This is a genomic window from Hyphomonas oceanitis (assembly GCF_036964545.1).
Lineage (GTDB): Bacteria > Pseudomonadota > Alphaproteobacteria > Caulobacterales > Hyphomonadaceae > Hyphomonas > Hyphomonas oceanitis.
In genome coordinates, this window is record NZ_JBALTL010000002.1 from 39,130 (window position 1) to 58,238 (window position 19,109).

Genomic DNA, 19,109 nt, shown 5'->3' on the forward strand with positions numbered 1-19,109 from the left:
ATCAGATATCCATCAGCCGCTGGATCATTTGGCTCGCGATCTCGATTACCCTCGCATTGGCTGCGTAGGCTTGCTCAATCAGCAGAAGGTCCTGCATCTGGGTGTCGACGTCGACGCCATTCTGCGCCTGTTCAGCCTGGAGAAGCATTGCGTGCTGAGAAGACGTGGACGACAGAACAGTCTCATTCTGAACGCGGCTTTGTCCGGCAAGAGAGGCAAATTGCGCGACCATCTCGACGGAAGAGAACGACCCCTGGATGCCTGAATCATTGATGGGGTTCGCGGATTTGAATGCGCCCAGCAGGCCGTTCAGAATTGTTGCATTGCCGGTCGGACCTGGCGCGGTCGCGCCGATGCCGTCACGCAGCCGCCATGTGCCGCCGCCCTTGTCCGGGTCTATGGCGGCGTTGATGGATATCCTGCTGGCAAGGCCGACGCCGCCTGCACCCGTTGAATCGACAAAAATGCCTTGCTCGCCCGGTGTCTTGGTCGGGTCGAGGGCATCATCGGAGAAGCGTGTTATCAAGTCGCCTGCCAGCGCGTCCAGTTGGGCGCCGACCGCCGGCAGGTCCTGATCCCTCAGCGTGAAGAGCGCGCCGAATACGCCGCTTGATACGGCGCCATAGGAGGAGGAGCCGGGTGTGATCGAGATGCCGTCCACACTCATTCCGGACAGGGTCCCGTTGGCTAGCGTATCACCCTGGCCAAAGGCGGAGGTCGGGCTGAATTCGATTTTGCGCGCAGTACCCGCTAGCAAGAAGACGCCCTCGGGCGTCACGACATCAATGGCGCCATATTGGCGATCAACGGTTTGAACCGGCATGTATTCCGAAATCGTGTCGAGCGCGCGATTGCGCTCGTCGATCAATCCGGCTGCCTGGCTGGACGTCCGGTCCATACTCGACAAACGACCGTTTATGTCCTGGATCGTCTTCAGAGCCGAATTGACGATATCAACCCCGTTGGAGATTTCGTGGTCTGCTTCGGATCTGAGGCTGTCGACCATTTGCGACAGGTTATGGAGTTCCTGAACAACGGACTTGGCCGAGCTGAGCACGGCTGCCGCATTCGAGCTGGATTCCGGCGACAGGGCGAGATCTGATAGGGTCGACTCAAGGCTGGAGAATGCCTTGAAGAGTCCTGTGCCTTCCGAAGAATTGCCGATCTGGGCGGACAGGGTTTTCCATGTCGAAGTCAACATGTCCGCTTGCGCGTAATCGCTCGTCAGGTTGCGCCGCTCTGCTGTCAGTGCGTAATTCTGCGAGCGGGATATGCCTATGGCCTCCACGCCACCTGCGGTGCCGCCAACGCGTCTTTCCGATACGACAAGCGCCCGGCTTACATAGCCGGGCGTTGAGGCATTGGCGACGTTGGTTGCAGCAATATCGGCCCTCAGACTTGTGATCTGAAGGCCGCTCTTTGCAGAATTGATAGCACTGGACAGAGTCACGTGTGCGGCCGCCTTTCAGCGCTGCTTATCAGCGTTTCAGATTGGTCGTTTCCTGCAGCATCTCGTCGACTGTCTGGACGATCTTTGCATTCGACGAATAGGCGCGTTGCGTTTCAATCAGGTCTGTAAGCTCAGCGGCGATGTCTGTCGTGGATTCCATTAGGGAATACCCGGCGACCGCGCCAACTGGACCGGCGCCAGCATCCCACAGGTACATGCTGCCGCTCGAACCTGAGACTTTGTAAGCTTGGCCATCAAGAGCCTGAAGACCGTTCATGTTCGGTACGTCGCCTACGGGGATCTGGTAAAGTGTACGGCGCAGGCCCGTATCATAAACAGCCTGCAGAAAGCCCTTATCGTCTATTTCAACCGATTTGAGATCTCCAATCGGTGCCCCATTCTTGGTAACGTTTGTTGGCGAGAATGGAGCTGCAAGCTGCGTAATTCCCTGGCTGTCATCAGGACGGCCAATGTTCACCGTTACGGGCCCGTGCGGGAGTGTGAGCGAAATGGCGCCTGTTGCGGCGTTATAGGCTGCGCCACCACCCGCAGTTGCCGTCAATATGCGGCCACCCGAGGCGGGAGCATCGCTGAATTCGAGCGCAAGGCTGCCAATCGAGATAGCAGGATCGCCGGCACTGTCAAAGATATCGACTTGCCACTGATTGCTGGCACCGCTGGCCGGAACAACCGGAGTAAACTGGAAGGTCAGCGTATTCGCACGTCCAAGATTATCAAAATACTCGACCGGCAGATTGAAGTCGCCGCTCGTGGAGCCGGCATTTGTCGCGTCGGCTGGCAGGTTGATGCCGAAATCCATTTCAGTTGTCGGCGTCGCGGTAAATTGCGACGTCGAGATGTTCACGGGCGCGAGGTTGACACCGCTATTACGGCTGACATTTCCGACGTCGCCCGAGGAATCTGCCGGCCAGCCAAGCAGGAACAGTCCGCTCTGCGTCCGAAGATTGCCATTCTCGTCCGCATAGAAGGATCCGGTCGGGACAAGCATCATGTTACGATTGGACGCCGTCGATGTCAGGCCGCTCGTATCGGTGACCGGAAGGAGCCCGCGGCCCGAGACCGCGATATCCGTTGCACTGCCTGTCGAAATGAGAGAGCCTCTGGCTGCAACATCCTTGAATGTGTCCACTCGCACGCCGCCTGCGGCGTATGCAGATGATCTCTGCTGGATCACCATGCTTGAAAAATCCACCTGGCTGCGCTTGTAGCCAGCAGTGGATGAGTTCGCGATGTTGTCTGAAATTGTCGAGAGACGCGCGGAGTTGACGTTCAACCCCATCACGCCTGCGTTCAGGGACGAAGAGATGCTCATGTACGGTTGCTCCTGCAAGGTATAGCAACCAAAATTAACCCTTGATAGTTAATGACCGGCTAACCGATCGGGCCGTTCTGTTAACGAGTCAGGATGGTGACCGAGATCCGGCGGTTCTGGGGTGCGGACGGATTACCCTGGATCAGCGGATCCGTGTCGGCCTTGCCGGAAACTTCGAGAATACGATTGGGGTCCATATTCGCGGCAAGCAATAGCTTGCGTGCTGCATTGGCCCGGTCCGATGACAGGTTCCAGTTATCATATACAGCACCGTCGCGGTAGCTGAGGCTGTCGGTATGGCCGACGATCTTGATATCGTTCTGGAACGTCCCGAAGGACTTCGCTACCTGGCCCAGCATACCCGTGAGCAGGGGAGACGGATCGCTCTGGCCGATCGGGAAGAGCGGTGCGTCCTCGGAATCGGTTATCTCGAGGACAAGTCCCTCAGGCGACATCTTGATCATCATGTGCTCGGAAAGCTGGTGGCCTTCAGCGCTCATCGACTGCTTGAGTGTTTCAAGTTCGGCGGCGATCTTACGCTCGTTGGCTTCTGATTGCTTGCCATCGCTATGGTTGGCGATCGTTTCCTTGCGAGATGCGCCTGTTCCCATACGGGCATAGGTTTCCTCAGTCATGATCGAGGAGCCGTTCAATCCATCAGAGCCGCCGCCTGATATGCGGGAGATCGGGATGGTAGGGCTGAAATAGTCGGCGATACCTTTACGCTGCTCTTCTGTCGTGGCGTTAAGCAGCCACATCAGAAGGAAGAACGCCATCATTGCGGTAACGAAGTCGGCGTATGCAACCTTCCAGGCACCACCGTGGTGCTCGGCGGCCTTAACCACGCGCCGGCGCTTGATGATCGTGGGTTGCACGATAGCTGCGTTTTGAATTTCCATAGGTCCCGCCAGTCGAATGATGGGACTCGTTTACCAAAGATCAGTGAAGGATCATTGCTTGTTCAATGCTTAACTTTAGGTCTTCCGTTAATTCTTTTTCAACGGGTCAGTCACCAATTGGAAGGGTTATTATCCCTCTAGTTGCAGGTGATTCGTGTCCGCCATTCTACGGAAAAAGATTGAAGCGGGAGCTGGTGTTCCGCCATCCATCGCAAATCTGCGTCCGTTCTGGGAGCAGGTGCAGTCCAGCGCAGAGGCGTGGGCCCATGCGAATTTGGGTGCGGAGACGATGGTCAAGATCATCGGTCGCCGCGTGATTGGTGCCAGTGCTGCAGACGATATCCTCGAGGATCCGTTTACCTTCTTTATGGCCGCCAACCTGTCGTCTGGCATTGCCTCGGTTACGCTGGATAATCGAATTGCGATACAATGTGCAGCCGCACGCCTGCATCAGGATGTCGAAAGTCTGGCAGACGCTTCCTCACTCTTTCTCAAGCTTCTTTGCGAGCAAACTTCCGTCGCCCTCTGGCAGAAGATGGGTGCGCCTCTCGAAGGACATGAAGTTTCTGCGAAGCAATCTCCGCTTTGCGATAGTGAATCGGCTGTCGGCGGGTTCGATAATGCCAGTCGGTATTTGCGGGTGGATCTCGAGCTTGAGTTTGGGGGCGGCGTTTCCGTTCTCAAGATTATGTACGCCTTTGATTTCATGCAGCAACATGCGCAAACCGAACTGCGACATGAGGAAGTCAGGAAGCAGGAGGCATGCCAGCAAACCCCGAAATCGCTCAGCGCATCTGTCCGGGCATCGGGAATATCGCTGGACGTGGTTCTAGAGCGCATGACGCTCACGATCGCCGAGTGTTCGCGGCTGGAAGTTGGCAATGTTCTGCCGCTTGCCAATGCTGACGCGAACCGTCTGTCGCTCTGTGCAGAAACAATAAATGGAAGTGTCGATATCGGCTTGGGAGAGCTGGGTGTGTGGAAACGGCAAAGAGCCGTGAAGCTTCATACGCCAATATCAGAAAACTTCGCTCGTGAGTTAGTGGATTTGTGACAGCGACCCGCGCCGTTCGCGCGGGGATAGGGAGTTCTGGGGTGAATACGATATTTGGATTGATCATAACCGTCGTTATGGTCTTCGGTGGTTACCTGCTTGCTGGCGGCAAGATGGGCATCATTACCCATGCGCTGCCATTCGAAGGCATGATGATCGGCGGTGCTGCACTGGGTGCATTCTTTGCCGGTAACGATATGAATACCGTCAAACATACCATGGGTGATGTCACGGCGGTTTTTACCGGCGCAAAGTGGAAGAAGACAGACTATCAGGACTTGCTCTGTCTGATGCACGAATTGCTGAACCTGATGAAGCAGAACCCGGTTGAGGTTGAAACCCACATCGAGGCGCCGGGCGAATCCAGCATCTTCACGAAGTACCCGAAAATTCTGAAGGACCATTCGGCCATCGAACTCGTTTGCGACACCATTCGCTCGATGATCATGAACTTTGACAATGTCCATCAGGTCGAAGAGCTCATGCAGAAGCAACTCGATCAGTTGGCTGAGGATAAGCTTCACGGATCACATGCGCTGCAGAACATGGCCGATGCCTTGCCTGCGCTCGGAATTGTTGCGGCTGTGCTTGGCGTGATCAAGACAATGGCCTCTATCGACAAGCCCCCTGAAATTCTTGGCGGCATGATCGGCGGCGCACTTGTCGGTACATTCCTCGGCGTGTTCCTCGCCTATGGCGTGGTTGGTCCCTTCGCGAAAAAAGTGAAGGATATCCGTGTTGAAGAGCATGCCTTCTACGCCATGATCGGTGAGATCCTTGTCTCCAACCTCCATCTCAACCCGGTCAATATCTGCGTAGAAGTTGCACGCAGACATGCGCCATCCCGCGTCCGCCCGACGTATGACGAGGTTGACCAGGCCATTCGAAACATGAAGCGCGCTGCATGACGCGCCTTCCCTGCATCCTGATGCTCAGCCTCTGCCTGGTTCCCCAGAGCCTTGCGCTTGAGCCGGATACAGGGACGCCGGACCGTACATCCCGGGAATCTGATCTTTCATCCAATTTGGAACTATTTGTTCAAGGTGCGATCCGAGAGGGTATACTGACGCCAAAGGGGCCGGCTTCCGTAGAGTCGCACGGCGAAGATGAAGGCTCGGATCATCAACCCGCCCAGCTTGTGAAGAAGCGCCCACCGGCTGCCTCGGTGCCAGACCGCGTGTATGATGCATGCGATGCGGGAGATGCCTTCGATTTCACGGACTACAAGGGCGTAACCGAATACCAGCAGGTCTACACCGCACGCGAAACAGCCGGCCGTCATGTGGAAAGCGCCACGCCCGCTTCGTCAGGCTATGAGCTGGCGAAAACATATATGGTTCTTGGCCTGTATTCCGAAGCGCAGATGGTGCTCAAGCTGACGCCTGGCGCTGAAGCCACGGCTCTCGGTAAGCTGGCGGATCTCATGGAAAACCGCGGCGCACCGGATGTCGGTTTCTTCGCCCAAATGGTTTCCTGCAAGTCGGATACTGCCATATGGCTGGCGGCTGCGGAACTTGTCTCGGGTCGTGAGGCGGGTGCTGAACGATTGCAGGGCGCATTGTCCGAATTCCGGAAACTTCCATTACGTCTTCGCTCGGATGTTACATTGCTGAGCATTCCAAAGCTTGAAGAGCGCGGCAAAAGCGGCCTGGCGCAGAAGCTGATCGCTGACTTCGATGAAAACGACTTTCAGGATTCACCGCAATTGCAGTTTGCGCGTGCGTTGATCCAGATGGATGGTGGGAATACGGAAGCGCAGAAAACCGTGTCCGGCTTCCTGCGCAAACCACGGTTCCAGGAAGCGGCGCTCGCCGCCATGCAGCGTCATGGAATGCCGGTGGAGCCCGCCTATGAGGAAGTGTTGCTTGGCGACCTTATGCAGAAGTTTGGCTATATCAGCAGCGACAAGGAGCTGGTCGCCAGTTTGCAGTATGCGCTGAGAGAATTGAGCGCCCGATCCAGCTACAAACCCCTCATGAAGCTTGCGGCCCAGCCTGCCCTGCAGAACCCGGAAGCCCAGACAGAGGTCAGACGGCAATTGGTGGCAAGCCTTCATCGGGACCTCGAAAGCAGCGAAAGCGTGCGCAATCTGGCGGCAATCGATGCGATGATCGAAGAGCCTGATTTTCTTGCAAACGAGCCAGACCGGAATGCGCTTTACAGCCTTGCCTCGGGACGAGCTGTCCAGCTGGGCTTTGCCGATCTCGCAAGCAAGCTGTCTAACGGCGTGTCCATGACAGAAGGCGTTGCGGCCGAGACCGCGGAGCTGGCGTTCCGCCGCCGCGACTATGAAACGGTCTTCGCACTCGCGACGAAATATATCGGCGACCCATCGCTCAACCTGCTCGCTGCGCGCAGCGCAATTCGTACGCATGCGCCGGAGCGTCTGAGGGTTTATGAAGATCGCCTCGAGATCGCCCCCGACGTCATTCTGGCACTTATCGAAGATGATGCGACTACGGGCGACTGGATCGTTTCGGAATGGGTCTACACGGCAGCGCGCATGCTGACTGGTGACGAACACAAGCACCGTGTCGCGCTGGTTGCAGAACTGCGACGAGCCGCACGCAAAGGCGCTGTAACACAGACCAAAGTCTCTGTCGCTCAGGCGCCAGCCATATTCAACCGCGCCAGCGGATCTGCGGTGCCGGTAGGAGGAGGTAACTGATGTCCAATGCGATTTATGCCACGCTCGCACGCCAGCATGGCCTGATGCAGGAAATGCAGGTCGTGTCCAACAACCTCGCGAACTCGAGTACAACGGGCTACAAGACAGACCGCGCCATATTCGCCGAATTCATGGTGAGCACCGGATCGGACACATCGTCCCTGTCCATGGGTAGCCTTGCAGGCCACTCCTTCGAAATGGAGCAGGGTGGGCTCAAGGTTACAGGTGGTCAGTTCGACCTCGCGGTGCAAGGTGATGGGTACTTCACGGTCGACACGCCGCAGGGTACGCGCCTTACGCGGGCTGGTCAGTTCCAGCTGGCGGCCAATGGCAATTTAATCGACATGAACGGCAGTAATGTCCTCAATGCGGGGGGCGGCCCGATCACGATACCCCCCGAGGCGACCAATCTCGTTATCTCCGCAGACGGTACAATTTCGGCCAATGGCTTGCAGATTGATCAGGTCGGGATAGTCGTTCCGGACGGCGAGCTTATGCGGGATTCGAATACCTATTTCTCGGCCAAGGACGGTTTTGCCGCTGCCAAGGATTTTGGCATCGTGCAAGGCGCGCTCGAGCAATCCAACGTTTCGCCAGTCCTTGAGGTCTCGCGCATGATCGAAGTGCAGCGTGCCTATGAGGCCGGGCAGGCCCTTTTAGAAACCGAAGACCAGCGCATAGGTCAGCTTATTTCAGCAGTGCGCGAACGCTAGGCCATGATGGCTAACGAGAGGAGACGGACATGAAGTCCCTACAGATTGCAGCAACGGGAATGGCGGCGCAGCAAATGCGTGTCGACGTTATCTCAAACAACATCGCCAACATGAGTACCTCGGCCTATCGGCCGCGTGTCGCTGAATTCTCGGACCTCATGTACCAGCAATATCTCACGCCTGGCACGATTACCTCGCAGGTGGGAACGGTCGTTCCGGCCGGCATCCAGATCGGTACCGGCGTACGGCCCTCAACCGTCTCCATGGAGATCACGCAGGGCACACTCAAGGAGACAGGCGGGGAGCTCGATGTTGCGATCGACGGTATAGGCTTCCTGGAGGTCACACTTCCCTCCGGCGACTCCGCTTATACGCGTGATGGCAAGCTTAACCGCAGTGCCGAGGGTGAGCTGGTGACCATGGATGGCTATCCACTCGCCGATGGCATCACAATACCCAATGATGCAACCCGCCTCTCGATCAGCCGTGATGGTGAAGTCGTCGCCTACTTTGCAAACGCTGCTGCAGGCCAGGCGATTGGCACGATCTCTTTGACGCGCTTTGTCAACGAGAAGGGACTTGAGGCGGTCGGCGACAACATGTTCCGCGAAACCGAGGCATCGGGCCCACCCACCCAAGTCGTCGCTGGCACCGAAGGCGCTGGTTATATCCGTCAGGGCTTTATCGAGGATTCAGGTGTCGATGTGGTGAAAGAGATTTCCGAACTCATCGAAGCCCAGCGCGGATACGAACTGAATTCCAAAGTCATTACGGCATCAGACGAGATGCTCGCGGCCACAACACGGTTGAGGTAGCGTCATGACCATGCTCGCTGCACTCGGACTGGGCTTGCTCGCCACTGTGTTCGATTCTTCATCGCTTGTTGCCGCCGAAGTCATTCGCGCTGGTGACCGGGTTTCCCAGGCGAATGCCGTTACCGAAGAGGGAGATGTCGTCGAAAGCGCCGATCCACTTATGGGACGTGAAGTCCGGAGGACAGTCTATGTGGGCCAACCGATCACCGCGAACAATACGCGCGCGCCGATGGTCGTGAAGCGTAACCAGACCGTATCCGTCAAATATATCAGCGGTGCGCTTGAGATCACGACGACAGGTCGTGCGATGGGAGATGCGGCCGCAAACGAAACAGTCACGGTTCTGAATCAGGAATCCCGGCAACTCGTCCAGGGCGTGGTCCAAGAGAGTGGATGGGTGCTGGCACAATGAGAACGCTTATTTCTTCCACAGTTCTGGCAACTGCGATAACGGCATGCGCAAGTGCGCCGCCCCCCACTGCGGTTCCAGACATGTCATACGCCACCCAATGGAACATCCCTGTCGACCAAAGTGCGGACGGCACAAATCCGTCGCTTTGGGCCACATCGCCAAACGCTCTGCTCAGCATGCGCCGCGCCAAGGAGGTAGGTGACCTTCTCACGGTCGTCGTCGAGATGGATGATCAGGCAAGCCTGAAGAGCTCCCTGACGCGGAGTCGGGACTCCAGCGAAAACTTCGGCGTCGACGCTCTGTTCGGATTGCCTGAAGTCGTCAACCGTGCCTTGCCCGGTGCGGCCAGTCTGTCGCCGGCAGTAGACTATACGCGGAATTCAAATCTCAACGGTGCGGGCGCGGTGAATCGCGCGGAAAAGATTGCCTTCACGCTTGCTGCGCGTGTCGTCGGGCTTGAGCCCAATGGCAACCTCGTGATCCAGGGCTACCAGCAGACTCGTGTCGGTAACGAGGTCCGTTATCTGAGCGTCGCGGGTGTTATCCGCGCACAGGATATAACGCGCACGAATACAGTGTCCTATGAGAAGATTGCGGATGCCCAGCTTTCATATGTCAATGGAGGCGACACGACCGGGATGGGGGGACGCGGAGTCGTTCCCAGGATGATTGATAAGGTTCTGCCGTTCTAGGTGTCATGATGAAGAATATCATTCCCGCTATTATCGTCATCTTATGCATCGTCGCAGGCGGCATAGGGGGCAATTTCCTGAAGACGTCAGGCGGAGGAGCCTCGGCTGACGCGCCAAAGCATGGCGCCAAGGAAGCGAAATCCTCGCATGGCGAAGAAGCCAAAAGTGGGCATGGCGCACCTGAGAAGAAGAAGGATTCGCATGCCAAGGATTCTCATGAGAAGGACTCCCATGGCGGCGGAGCCTCATCGGGCGTGGATTATTTCAAATTCACGCGAGAGTTTGTAGTGCCTGTCATGCGCGACGCGCGCGTCGACAGCCTCGTCATCCTGAACATCAACCTTGAAGTCGATTCCAGTATCACATCAAAGCTCTTTTCGATGGAGCCCAAGATACGCGATAACATCATGACGACGCTGATCGGGCTCAGCAATGACGGGGAGACGCTGGAAGCCATTTCCAATATCGATAACTATGAGTCGATCCGCGCGACGGTTTTGATGAACCTGCAGAAGATCATCCCGACAGGCATCGAAAATGTCCTCATAGTTGATATGGCGAAGCAGGAACTCTAGGCGCTCAGGAAGTCCGTCGCGGCTTAAGCTCTAGCCTGCCGTTACGCGCGGCGCGACAGTTCCGGCATATTCATCGCTGATATAGATATCGACGCCGAATTTATAGTTGCCTGCAGGGGACGGCTCTTCACTTGTCTGGTTCTCTCCGTTCCAGGTAAACGTTTCCGTTCCCGCTTCCAGTTCCTTGGTCCAAACTGTCTTGCCGGTCTCATCCTTCACCGAGAGGATTGCTGTGTCTGCATTCTCAGGTATGTCGACGGCGAAGGGCAGGGGGTTGCCCGAGAACGGCTCCCATGTGGACTCAACCGAAACGGTTTGGCCGATCCACTGGCTCGCGGCGATGGCATAGAGCTCATCCATGCGCGCGGCGATCGTTTCGAGGCTCGTGTTGGATTTAACATCCTGCTCAAGTGATGAGAACGTGGCAAGCTGTTCCACAAACTGTGTGGAATCGAGGGGCGCGAGCGGATCCTGGTTGCGTAGCTGCGCTGTCAGCAGCTGAAGAAAGCTGTTGAACTCCGCGCCCGTTTCGGGCTGCGCTGTCGGTGCCGTTGGCACATTCGATGCGTAGGGCGTTGTCCCGTTCACTGTGGTCATGGGCTGTTCCTCAGAGTTTGATATTGAGCCCGGCGATGGATGTCGGCCGTGACTGAATGGTGTTTTGTGCAACCAGTTCCGGAAGCGCAGGCGATGTCGAACCGGATGTGTTCGGTTGGGATCTGCTCGGATCGCGGCCAGCTTGCTGGCCTGGGTCCTGCGGGGTCTGTTGTTGCTGATATGACATGTTCTCGCTCGACAGGCCCTGACGCTCGAGCGCATTCACGAGTTCAAAATGCATCAGCCGCAATTGCCGCATGGCTTCTGGCGTCTCGCCAACAATTGTTACGTGTTGCAGGCCATGGACGTCGAACTTGAAGTCGAGAGACACGCGTCCGAGTTCGGGTGGATCGAGCTGAATATGTACGTGGTTCTTCTTCTCGTCGGGCGACGCCAGCGAGTCTGAGAGAATATCGACAACTTCTGCAGGGGTCGCGGACACGAGAGCGTTCGTTGGTGCCATAACAGGAGGAGCGGTCGGCGCAGCCGATTGCGTTGCGACCGGTGGAGGTGCGGTCGCCGTCATTGTCATGGCTGCCGTGTCAACGGATGCGGCCTTGTCTTGAGTTGCGACAGCTTTGGTGGCGCTGTTCTGTTCGGCGGAAAGTGCAGACAGCGCAGCCGCGTCGGGACCATCAACCTCCATCTCTGGCGCCTCGGCGCGCTGCTTATCGCCGTGTCTCACTTTTGTGTCGGGCGTCGCCTCGGCAGTTCGGGGCGTGTGGGCGGCGGCTGGTGCTGCTCCAGCTTTCTCTGATCGGGGTACGGGCGTGTCTGCCACCTTGGTCGCCGCCACCTGCGCGACGCCGACTGTGGTCATATTCGCGGCGGGCGGCGTATCGGGGACGGTGTCTGCTGCGACTGGCTGAAGGGGCTCCGGGGTTTGCCCTGAGGCCTCAGCTTGCTGAGGCTGATTGCCAGGCAGTGTCGCCTGCGGCGAGGCTGCCATACTGGCATTTGTGGCAACCTTGTCGGATGACTTGGAGAGCTCACCGTCGGCCTGAGGTGAAGCCGTGACCGGTGCAGGGGAGGGGGCAAGATTGGGCGTTGGCGCCGAGCTCATCGCGGCGGCCTGCTGTGGATCAGTGGCCATCGATGCTTTATCCGCATCGTCGCCATCAGCCAAAATCAGCTCCGCGTCTCCCTCTGCGGCAATGCCGTCAACGCGAATGTCGCTTTTGACGTCGAGAGGCGTTTCCAAACCTGCAGTCTCATCCGGCTCCGGCACTTCTGCGGGGGCCTGTTGATCCATGAGAATGGAGGCGGCTCCAGACCGGTCAGGCGAAACTATTATAAGCTGTTTCGGCGCATCACTCTCAGGCGCTTCAGTCTCGGCGCTTGCGAGCGACCGTGCGAATTCTGCGCCGGAGCCAGCCTCCTTGGCTGTATCGCGGTTGCGCGAATTGGTTTCACCCGGACCGGTTTGCCGACGTACGGTGAAGTCCGTTTCGAGAAGGAATGTCATCGCGGGTCCGCTCTGGCTAGCATTAACCAAATTAAAACCAAGCCGCGTAAAAAGTAGGTTAATAATTCAAATGATTTTATTCACAGTTTGATCAGTAATCTGAATGCGGAATTTTAAATGACGGACCCGATAGGTATCCAGCTGGGAGGCATCGCGTCTCAAACGCCGATCAACCGGACGCCCGTCCAGAAGGGTATGTCTGAAGCGGAGAGTATCGGGCAGAAGTTCGAGCAAATGCTCTGGGCGGAGATGCTGTCGCATGCGGGCCTGGAAAAAGCTTTCTCCCAGGGGGGAGGTGAAGCGGCCTCCGCATTTTCGCGCTACATGGTTGAGTCTGTGGCCAAGGACCTCGCGGCAAGCCATCCCATGGGGCTTGCGGCATCGGTCGAGACCGAGCTGACCACCACAAAACGGAGTGAATAGACGTGCCGGCAGATTCCATCCGCGATAGGGCAACGCGCCTGCAGAACATACTCGCAATCGAGAAGGACATGCTCCTCTCTGGCCGCGCCCGTGATGCCATTTCCCTTATGGATGAGAAGCTCGATGCCATCACATCGCTGGAAACCGCTCTGGCAAACCCTGAGATGCGCGCCATGATCGATGATCACCAGAGCATCCTGCAATCAATTGCAATCTCTGCAAAAGAGAATGCTGCGCACTTCGTTGCGGTTCGTAACGGGCTCCGGCATGCGATCGACCGACTTCAGTCCCTCCACGCAAGTGCCTATGTGGGTTCTTATGGCCGGGATGGTGGAAAAGTTCCTTTTGCGGAAGTTACCGGACGCTTCCACAGAAAGGCCTGACTGGTTAACTCAATTTACACACAAGGGCCCTATCAGTGGTTGGACTGACCAAAGAATGGTTAGGTGATTTTCACTGTCAGGACGACGCGTGTTTGATCAATCCACGAGATGCTCGTGGAAAAAAATCTGAGGTAACATACTGTGTCCAGTATTCTGACAAATAACAGCGCCATGGTTGCGCTCGATACGCTCCGCAATATCAACAAAAATCTTGCGACCGTACAAAACGAAATTTCGACCGGTAAGAAAATCGGCTCCGCCAAGGATAACGCGGCGATCTGGGCCATTTCGACGGTCATGTCGACCGACGTCGACAGCTTCAAGCAAATCTCCGACTCGCTGAACCTCGGCAACTCGACTGTGGGCGTTGCCCGCTCGGCTTCCGAGAAAATCACCAGCCTGCTCCAGGACATGAAAAACCTCATCGTCTCTGCGCAGGAAGGCGGGGTCGACCGCGACAAGATCCAGACCGACGTTGCGGCCATTCGCACATCGATCGGCAATATCGTGAACGCCGCTCAGTTCAACGGCCAGAATCTTCTGAAGGGCACCGACAGCGTTGCAATCCTTGCTTCGCTTGATCGTAGCTCGGATGGTTCCGTTGCGGCGACAAAGATCACCGTGAACCGTGCTGACCTGTCGACGGGCGCTGCTGTGCCTGCGGCTGCCAAGACTGCTAGCGACGCCGGTTATGTTTCCACCGCCGACACGGTTACTACGACCGACGAAGACAAAGATGCTGCCGACGGCGGCGCCATCTCGACGGCGATTTCCGGTACGATCGCTGCTTCTGGTACGGGCACGCTGACACTGAAGGCCGGTGCAATTGCTGCAGGCGACAAGTTCTCGCTCAGCATTGATGGTCATGACGTGGTCTATACGGCCCAGGCTGGTGACACGATCAACGAAGTTGCTGCTGGGTTGAAGGCTGACTTTGACGCATCCGTGACGGATACGGACATTGTTGATGCAACGTTCACGTTCTCGGATGTTGCCGATCCTGCGGCGGACGATCTGGCCATTACGATCACGAACACGGACTCCAGCAACGCCCTCGACGTCGATGATACCGCGATCTCGGCAACTTACTCGCAAGGCGCTATCGCTGATGGCGATGATGTCGAAGTCGGCATCACTGGCGGCACGATTGCTGTTGGCGAGACGTTTACGGTCAATGTGGGCGGTGCTGACTACACCTACACGGCCGTTGCGGACGATACCAACAACACAGTTGCTGCTGGTCTCAAGACGCTTATTGACGCCGCAGGCATCTCCAACCTGACTGTTACAGTGGCTGATGCGGCTGATCCGACAGCAGACAGCGCTACGCTTACGCTGACGGCTGATGGCGGTGACGTCGTGGCCAACCTTGGTGGTCTCGCTTCCACGAGTGCCGACGTTGCTGCAGGTGGCCTCGGTGCCCTGGCGTCACTGGACGTTTCGACTGAAGCAGGCGCTGCGGCTGCCCTGACGACGATCGAGTCGCTCCTGAATACGGCCATTGATGCGGCTGCGACATTCGGTTCTGCTCAGAAGCAGATCGAAAGCCAGAGCGACTTCGTCATGACGCTGATCGACTCGATGACTTCAGGTATCGGCAGCTTGACGGATGCCGACATGGAAGCCGCTTCTGCCAAGCTTCAGGCTCTGCAGGTTCAGCAGCAACTCGGTGTCCAGGCGCTCTCGATCGCCAACCAGGCACCGCAGGCACTGCTGTCGCTGTTCCGGTAATATGACTATCCGACCCGGGCGCTGGGACGCGCCCGGGTCACCCTATCAATAAGGTGTTCAGGAGGGCGCTTTGCATAATCTGGCTTTCAGGGCTTACGGTGAAGTCCAACAACGTACCGCAGGTGCCAAAGAGATAGAGCTATCTCTCTTTCGCCAGATCACAGAAGCGCTGGAAAGTGTCGCGCAGCTTGAGACGCCGCCACTCGAAGCCTGGGCAGACGCGCTATATCGCAATCAGCAACTCTGGACCATTATCGCTACAGACCTGATCGGGCCCGGTAATACGCTTCCTGAAGAAACAAAAAACAACCTGATCTCCCTTTCCCAATTCGTCCGCCAATGCAGCAACCGCGTGCTGGCCGGGAACGATGGAATGGCGGATCTTATCGATATCAATAAGAGCATCATAGCCGGCCTATCGGGCATCCCAGTGTCGACAGTGACAGAGGAAGCCGCCTGATGTCTGGTCTTGTTCTGAAAATTGCCCCTGGTGAGCGCTTTATCGTAAACGGCGCCGTACTTGAGAATGGCGACAAGCCTGCCCGTATCCGGATTGCCGATGGCGACGCGCGCGTGTTGCGCTGCCGCGACGCCCTTCGCCCGGAAGAAGTCAACACGCCCGTCAAGCAGGTCTATTATGCTGTCCAGCTCCTGATCACAGGAGATCTCAAGGAAGCAGATACACTGCCGGCAATTGATGATGCCTGTTCAAATCTTCTCGATGTGTTCCGCGTGCTCGACGCAGAGCTCGTGCCGATGCTTCGCTCAATGATTAGTCGTGGGAACTATTACTCTGCGCTCTGCCACATGCGGCAGATGCTGGCATTTGAAAGCCAGCTCCTGGCGCGTACGGGTTCTTCGTCTGTATCGGATGTAAAGGTGGCCTAGGCATGTTTCAGCCTGTTATTCCCTTGACTGGTAACACGGGCTGGAAATTCCTTGAGGCGACCTATGATCGCCAGCTCGAGTCCTATACTGAATCGGCGCAGGTTCGCCTCGATCAGGATTACCTCGCCGAGAAATTCTCCAAGCCGGTTGCCGTGGAAGACTTCCTGAAGGATTCCCGGCTTCTGCGCATTTCGCTCACATCCTTTGATCTGGGGGGTGAGGAATGGAAGCGGGGCTTTATCGACAAGGTGCTGACAGAGGTCGCTGATCCTGAAAGCACATTCCTGACGCGGCTCAATAATCCGAACTACACTGCGTTTGCCAATGCAATGAAGCCCGTCGATGGCAAGATTACACTTGCCCCAGCTGCCATCTCGGCCATTTCGGCAGATTTCGCGACACAGTCTTTTGAGGCGGCAGTTGGTGAGGTGGATGACAACATGCGCATCAGCCTCAATTTCAAATCAGACATAGACGGCATTGTCGGCAATGGGTCGAGCGATACCGCAGTTCTCTATCGCATCCTGGCGAACGTTCCCGTGCGCACATTGCTGGAGGGTGCGCTGAACATTCCGTCCCAGGTGACAAACCTGACCATCGAGCGTCAGGCGGACATCTTCAAAGAACGGCTCCAGAGCGTATTCGGCATCAACAAGATGTCGGAGCTTGCCTCACCTGAAATCGTCGACAAGGCTATCCAGCGCTTCCACCTGATGGAGTCGATCAAGGAAGGCGCGGCCAACTATTCGCCAGCTTCTGCCGCGCTGACGCTGCTAAGCAACGGCCTCGGCAGCCAGGGCAGCCAGAACCTGTTCCTCAGCCTGCTCTGATCAGGATGGCGCGGCCTGTATCGGGGCGGCGTCACCTTGTGCTGAGAGGATCGCGCGCAATTGCGCAAACGCATCGCTGATCCCGGCGCTACTGCGCATCGCTGCATACCCATCAAGCGCCTGAAATAATCTGATAGCGCGGTCCGCTTCGGCATCCTTGCCGGGCTCGTAGAGATTTGCGCGCAACATCGGCGACACTTCCTCATAGAGCGCCAGCATTCGGCGGGCATCGCGGATTAGCGCATTCTCGTCGTCGGTCGCGGCATGCGGCAGGCTGCGCGAAACGCTGCGCAGGATGTCGATTGCGGGATAACGGCCCCGTTCCGCAATCTCACGCGAGAGGATGATATGCCCATCCAGAATGCCGCGGATCATGTCGGCGACCGGCTCTTCCATGTCGGATCCCGCAACGAGCACTGAATAGACCGCCGTAATATCGCCCTTGCCGTCTGTGCCGGGACCAGTCCGCTCTGCCAGTTCGGCAATCATGCGTACCGTCGAGGGGGGGAAGGCATTCAGCGCAGGTGTCTCCCCGGCGAGCAGGGCGGTTTCCCGGTGGGCTTCGGCGAAGCGCGTGATGGAATCGAACAGGAACAGGACATTGCGTCCCTGATCACGGAAGTGTTCGGCCGCAGCCATGGCGCAATAGGCGGCGCGCTTCTTGGCGCCGGGCGGTTCGCTGGCCGTTGCTGCGACGACGACCGTCTTCGACATGATGGCGGCGGGCAAGATATTGCGGACAAACTCGTTCACTTCGCGGCTGCGTTCACCAATCAACGCGATCACCACGACATCCGCTTCCATGCCGCCCGCGAGTGACCCCAGAAACGTGGACTTGCCAACGCCCGAGCCTGCAAACAGGCCGAGGCGCTGGCCACGACAGATGGGCAGCATCGTATCGGTCACCATCCAGCCCGAATCCAGGCGCGGTCCTATCCCGCGTCGGTCGTGGGCGGGCAGGGCGGCAGCATGCAGCCGTCGACCTGCTGAATGGCCGTCTGAGAGCGATTCGCTGTGTCCTGTAACGTCACCGCGATAGTTAATGATCTGTCCCAGCCAATGGTCGCCCGGCTTGACCCTCGCCTCCTGTTCGATCTGCACGGGATCACCGATGCGGATGGCATCGCAGGGCGAAAAGAGCAGCGCCGTGACACTATCGCCAGAGACATTCAGGATCTCTCCTAGAACCTTAAGGCCCGGTTTTTCTATGATAATTTCATTTCCAACGCCCGCCAGCTCGCTGACGCCGGCAACTTTTATCATACCGGGTGCCACATCGGTGACGGTGCCCCATAGGCGATAGAGATGAAGTGAAGCGGGAGAAACCTGCATGGGGAGCGCTCTGAACCTTCATCCTAAATTAACGGTTTCCTTAATATAGATTACCAAATCTTGTGATGGGGTTAACCAAAGGGGCAGGTCATGATTTCAGAACTTCCCATGTTCCAGATCCTGAGCGCCATGGCTCGCCATGCGGCGGAGAGCCAGAAGGTGAGCGCGACCAATATCTCGCATGCCGACCAGCCGGGATACAAGGCCGCTCAAATTGAATCATTCGATACGTTTCTTGATCGCGTCCGCATGGGCAGCGAATCCGGGGGCCTGAACGGAAGTTTCCGCACCGAGGCCGCTAACACACCTGCCGCGCCCAATGGAAATACGGTCAGCCTCGAGCGGGAATTGTTCAATTCAGCCGACGCCATGGGTCAACACCAGATGGCCCTGACGGTCTACACCAAATCGCTCGACCTGCTTCGCACCGCCATCGGCAAGAGATGAGTAAGGAGGAAACCACATGAATCCCCTCAAGGCAGTCATGCAACAAGCCGTCGCCGGCATGGGTCGCGAATCGAGCCGTATCACGGTCGCGGCCGAGAACATCTCCAACGTCGACACGCCCGGCTATCAAAAAAAGCTTCTCTCCATGCAGCCGCAGATCGGCGGCGCAGACGCGTTTGCCGCGATGAAGGAAACGCTCGACGAGACGCCTGGCGAGCGCAACTACCAGCCGTCCCACCCGATGGCCGACCAGGACGGTTACGTCACAATGTCGAACGTATCGCTGGTCATGGAAATGGCTGACATGCGCGAAGCCAACCGAACCTATGAAGCCAATTTGAACGCGTTTCAGCAGGCGCGTTCCATGTATTCCTCGCTGCTCGATATTCTGCGTCGCTAGGG

22 protein-coding genes are annotated in these 19,109 nt (G+C 57.2%); 16 read left to right on the plus strand and 6 right to left on the minus strand.

Going from position 1 to position 19,109, the window contains the following annotated elements; genetic code table 11:
* Position 1 precedes the first annotated feature (1 nt).
* From flgK to V7651_RS04930, 3 genes are all read right to left on the minus strand, one after another.
* Positions 2-1,450 (minus strand): flagellar hook-associated protein FlgK, encoded by a 1,449-nt coding sequence (gene flgK, locus V7651_RS04920; RefSeq protein ID WP_335612436.1) that lies wholly within the window; start codon positions 1,448-1,450, stop codon positions 2-4.
* A 28-nt stretch (positions 1,451-1,478) separates the two neighbouring features.
* The gene (locus V7651_RS04925; RefSeq protein ID WP_335612437.1) at positions 1,479-2,783 is read right to left on the minus strand and encodes a flagellar hook protein FlgE; all 1,305 of its coding nucleotides are present in this window, start codon (positions 2,781-2,783) and stop codon (positions 1,479-1,481) included.
* 80 nt (positions 2,784-2,863) lie between these two features.
* A complete protein-coding gene (locus V7651_RS04930; protein ID WP_335612438.1) occupies positions 2,864-3,682 on the minus strand; it encodes a flagellar motor protein MotB in 819 nt (272 codons plus the stop codon).
* Between the two features lie 154 nt (positions 3,683-3,836).
* Here V7651_RS04930 and V7651_RS04935 point away from each other — a divergent pair, with 154 nt between their 5' ends.
* The 8 genes from V7651_RS04935 (at position 3,837) to V7651_RS04970 (ending at position 10,611) form a co-directional block, all read left to right on the plus strand.
* Complete coding sequence (locus V7651_RS04935; protein WP_335591572.1) at positions 3,837-4,736, plus strand: FliM/FliN family flagellar motor C-terminal domain-containing protein; 900 nt, start codon at positions 3,837-3,839, stop codon at positions 4,734-4,736.
* A gap of 41 nt (positions 4,737-4,777) precedes the next feature.
* Positions 4,778-5,644: a flagellar motor stator protein MotA gene (motA, locus tag V7651_RS04940; protein ID WP_335612439.1), complete on the plus strand. Its 867-nt coding sequence runs from the start codon at positions 4,778-4,780 to the stop codon at positions 5,642-5,644.
* Positions 5,641-7,404: a hypothetical protein gene (locus V7651_RS04945; RefSeq protein WP_335612440.1), complete on the plus strand. Its 1,764-nt coding sequence runs from the start codon at positions 5,641-5,643 to the stop codon at positions 7,402-7,404. The genes motA and V7651_RS04945 overlap by 4 nt, the downstream gene beginning before the upstream one ends.
* Positions 7,404-8,117 (plus strand): flagellar hook-basal body complex protein, encoded by a 714-nt coding sequence (locus tag V7651_RS04950; RefSeq protein WP_335591570.1) that lies wholly within the window; start codon positions 7,404-7,406, stop codon positions 8,115-8,117. The genes V7651_RS04945 and V7651_RS04950 overlap by 1 nt, the downstream gene beginning before the upstream one ends.
* Before the next feature lie 29 nt (positions 8,118-8,146).
* Entirely contained in the window at positions 8,147-8,932 is a 786-nt protein-coding gene (flgG, locus tag V7651_RS04955; protein WP_335612441.1) for a flagellar basal-body rod protein FlgG, read from the plus strand.
* 4 nt (positions 8,933-8,936) lie between these two features.
* Positions 8,937-9,344, plus strand: a complete 408-nt coding sequence (gene flgA, locus V7651_RS04960; protein WP_035539509.1) for a flagellar basal body P-ring formation chaperone FlgA — start codon at positions 8,937-8,939, stop codon at positions 9,342-9,344.
* 80 nt (positions 9,345-9,424) lie between these two features.
* The gene (locus tag V7651_RS04965; protein WP_241767026.1) at positions 9,425-10,036 is read left to right on the plus strand and encodes a flagellar basal body L-ring protein FlgH; all 612 of its coding nucleotides are present in this window, start codon (positions 9,425-9,427) and stop codon (positions 10,034-10,036) included.
* A gap of 5 nt (positions 10,037-10,041) precedes the next feature.
* Entirely contained in the window at positions 10,042-10,611 is a 570-nt protein-coding gene (locus tag V7651_RS04970; RefSeq protein ID WP_335612442.1) for a flagellar basal body-associated FliL family protein, read from the plus strand.
* Positions 10,612-10,641: 30 nt separating this feature from the next.
* Here V7651_RS04970 and V7651_RS04975 read toward each other — a convergent pair whose 3' ends face one another.
* On the minus strand, positions 10,642-11,208 hold the full coding sequence (locus V7651_RS04975; RefSeq protein WP_335591568.1) for a flagellar hook assembly protein FlgD: 567 nt from the start codon (positions 11,206-11,208) through the stop codon (positions 10,642-10,644).
* A gap of 10 nt (positions 11,209-11,218) precedes the next feature.
* Positions 11,219-12,673 carry a flagellar hook-length control protein FliK gene (gene fliK, locus V7651_RS04980; RefSeq protein ID WP_335612443.1) on the minus strand — a complete coding sequence of 485 codons (1,455 nt, stop codon included), beginning with the start codon at positions 12,671-12,673 and terminating at the stop codon, positions 11,219-11,221.
* Between the two features lie 117 nt (positions 12,674-12,790).
* Here fliK and V7651_RS04985 point away from each other — a divergent pair, with 117 nt between their 5' ends.
* From V7651_RS04985 to V7651_RS05010, 6 genes are all read left to right on the plus strand, one after another.
* On the plus strand, positions 12,791-13,096 hold the full coding sequence (locus V7651_RS04985; protein ID WP_035539514.1) for a hypothetical protein: 306 nt from the start codon (positions 12,791-12,793) through the stop codon (positions 13,094-13,096).
* A gap of 2 nt (positions 13,097-13,098) precedes the next feature.
* On the plus strand, positions 13,099-13,479 hold the full coding sequence (locus V7651_RS04990) for a hypothetical protein (protein ID WP_035539515.1): 381 nt from the start codon (positions 13,099-13,101) through the stop codon (positions 13,477-13,479).
* A gap of 141 nt (positions 13,480-13,620) precedes the next feature.
* Positions 13,621-15,210, plus strand: a complete 1,590-nt coding sequence (locus tag V7651_RS04995; RefSeq protein WP_335591566.1) for a flagellin — start codon at positions 13,621-13,623, stop codon at positions 15,208-15,210.
* Positions 15,211-15,280: 70 nt separating this feature from the next.
* Complete coding sequence (gene flaF, locus V7651_RS05000; RefSeq protein WP_335612444.1) at positions 15,281-15,670, plus strand: flagellar biosynthesis regulator FlaF; 390 nt, start codon at positions 15,281-15,283, stop codon at positions 15,668-15,670.
* Entirely contained in the window at positions 15,670-16,098 is a 429-nt protein-coding gene (locus V7651_RS05005) for a flagellar biosynthesis repressor FlbT (RefSeq protein WP_335591564.1), read from the plus strand. Before flaF ends, V7651_RS05005 begins: the two co-directional genes overlap by 1 nt.
* Positions 16,099-16,100: 2 nt before the next feature.
* A complete protein-coding gene (locus V7651_RS05010; RefSeq protein ID WP_335612445.1) occupies positions 16,101-16,928 on the plus strand; it encodes a DUF1217 domain-containing protein in 828 nt (275 codons plus the stop codon).
* Here the strand turns inward: V7651_RS05010 and V7651_RS05015 are convergent, their stop codons facing one another.
* A complete protein-coding gene (locus V7651_RS05015) occupies positions 16,929-18,260 on the minus strand; it encodes a FliI/YscN family ATPase (protein WP_335612446.1) in 1,332 nt (443 codons plus the stop codon).
* Between the two features lie 90 nt (positions 18,261-18,350).
* On the opposite strand from V7651_RS05015, the gene V7651_RS05020 reads away from it, so the two are divergent.
* Positions 18,351-18,707, plus strand: a complete 357-nt coding sequence (locus V7651_RS05020) for a flagellar biosynthesis protein FlgB (protein WP_335612447.1) — start codon at positions 18,351-18,353, stop codon at positions 18,705-18,707.
* 16 nt (positions 18,708-18,723) lie between these two features.
* Entirely contained in the window at positions 18,724-19,107 is a 384-nt protein-coding gene (locus V7651_RS05025) for a flagellar basal body rod C-terminal domain-containing protein (protein WP_335612448.1), read from the plus strand.
* The last annotated feature ends 2 nt before the right edge of the window (positions 19,108-19,109 follow it).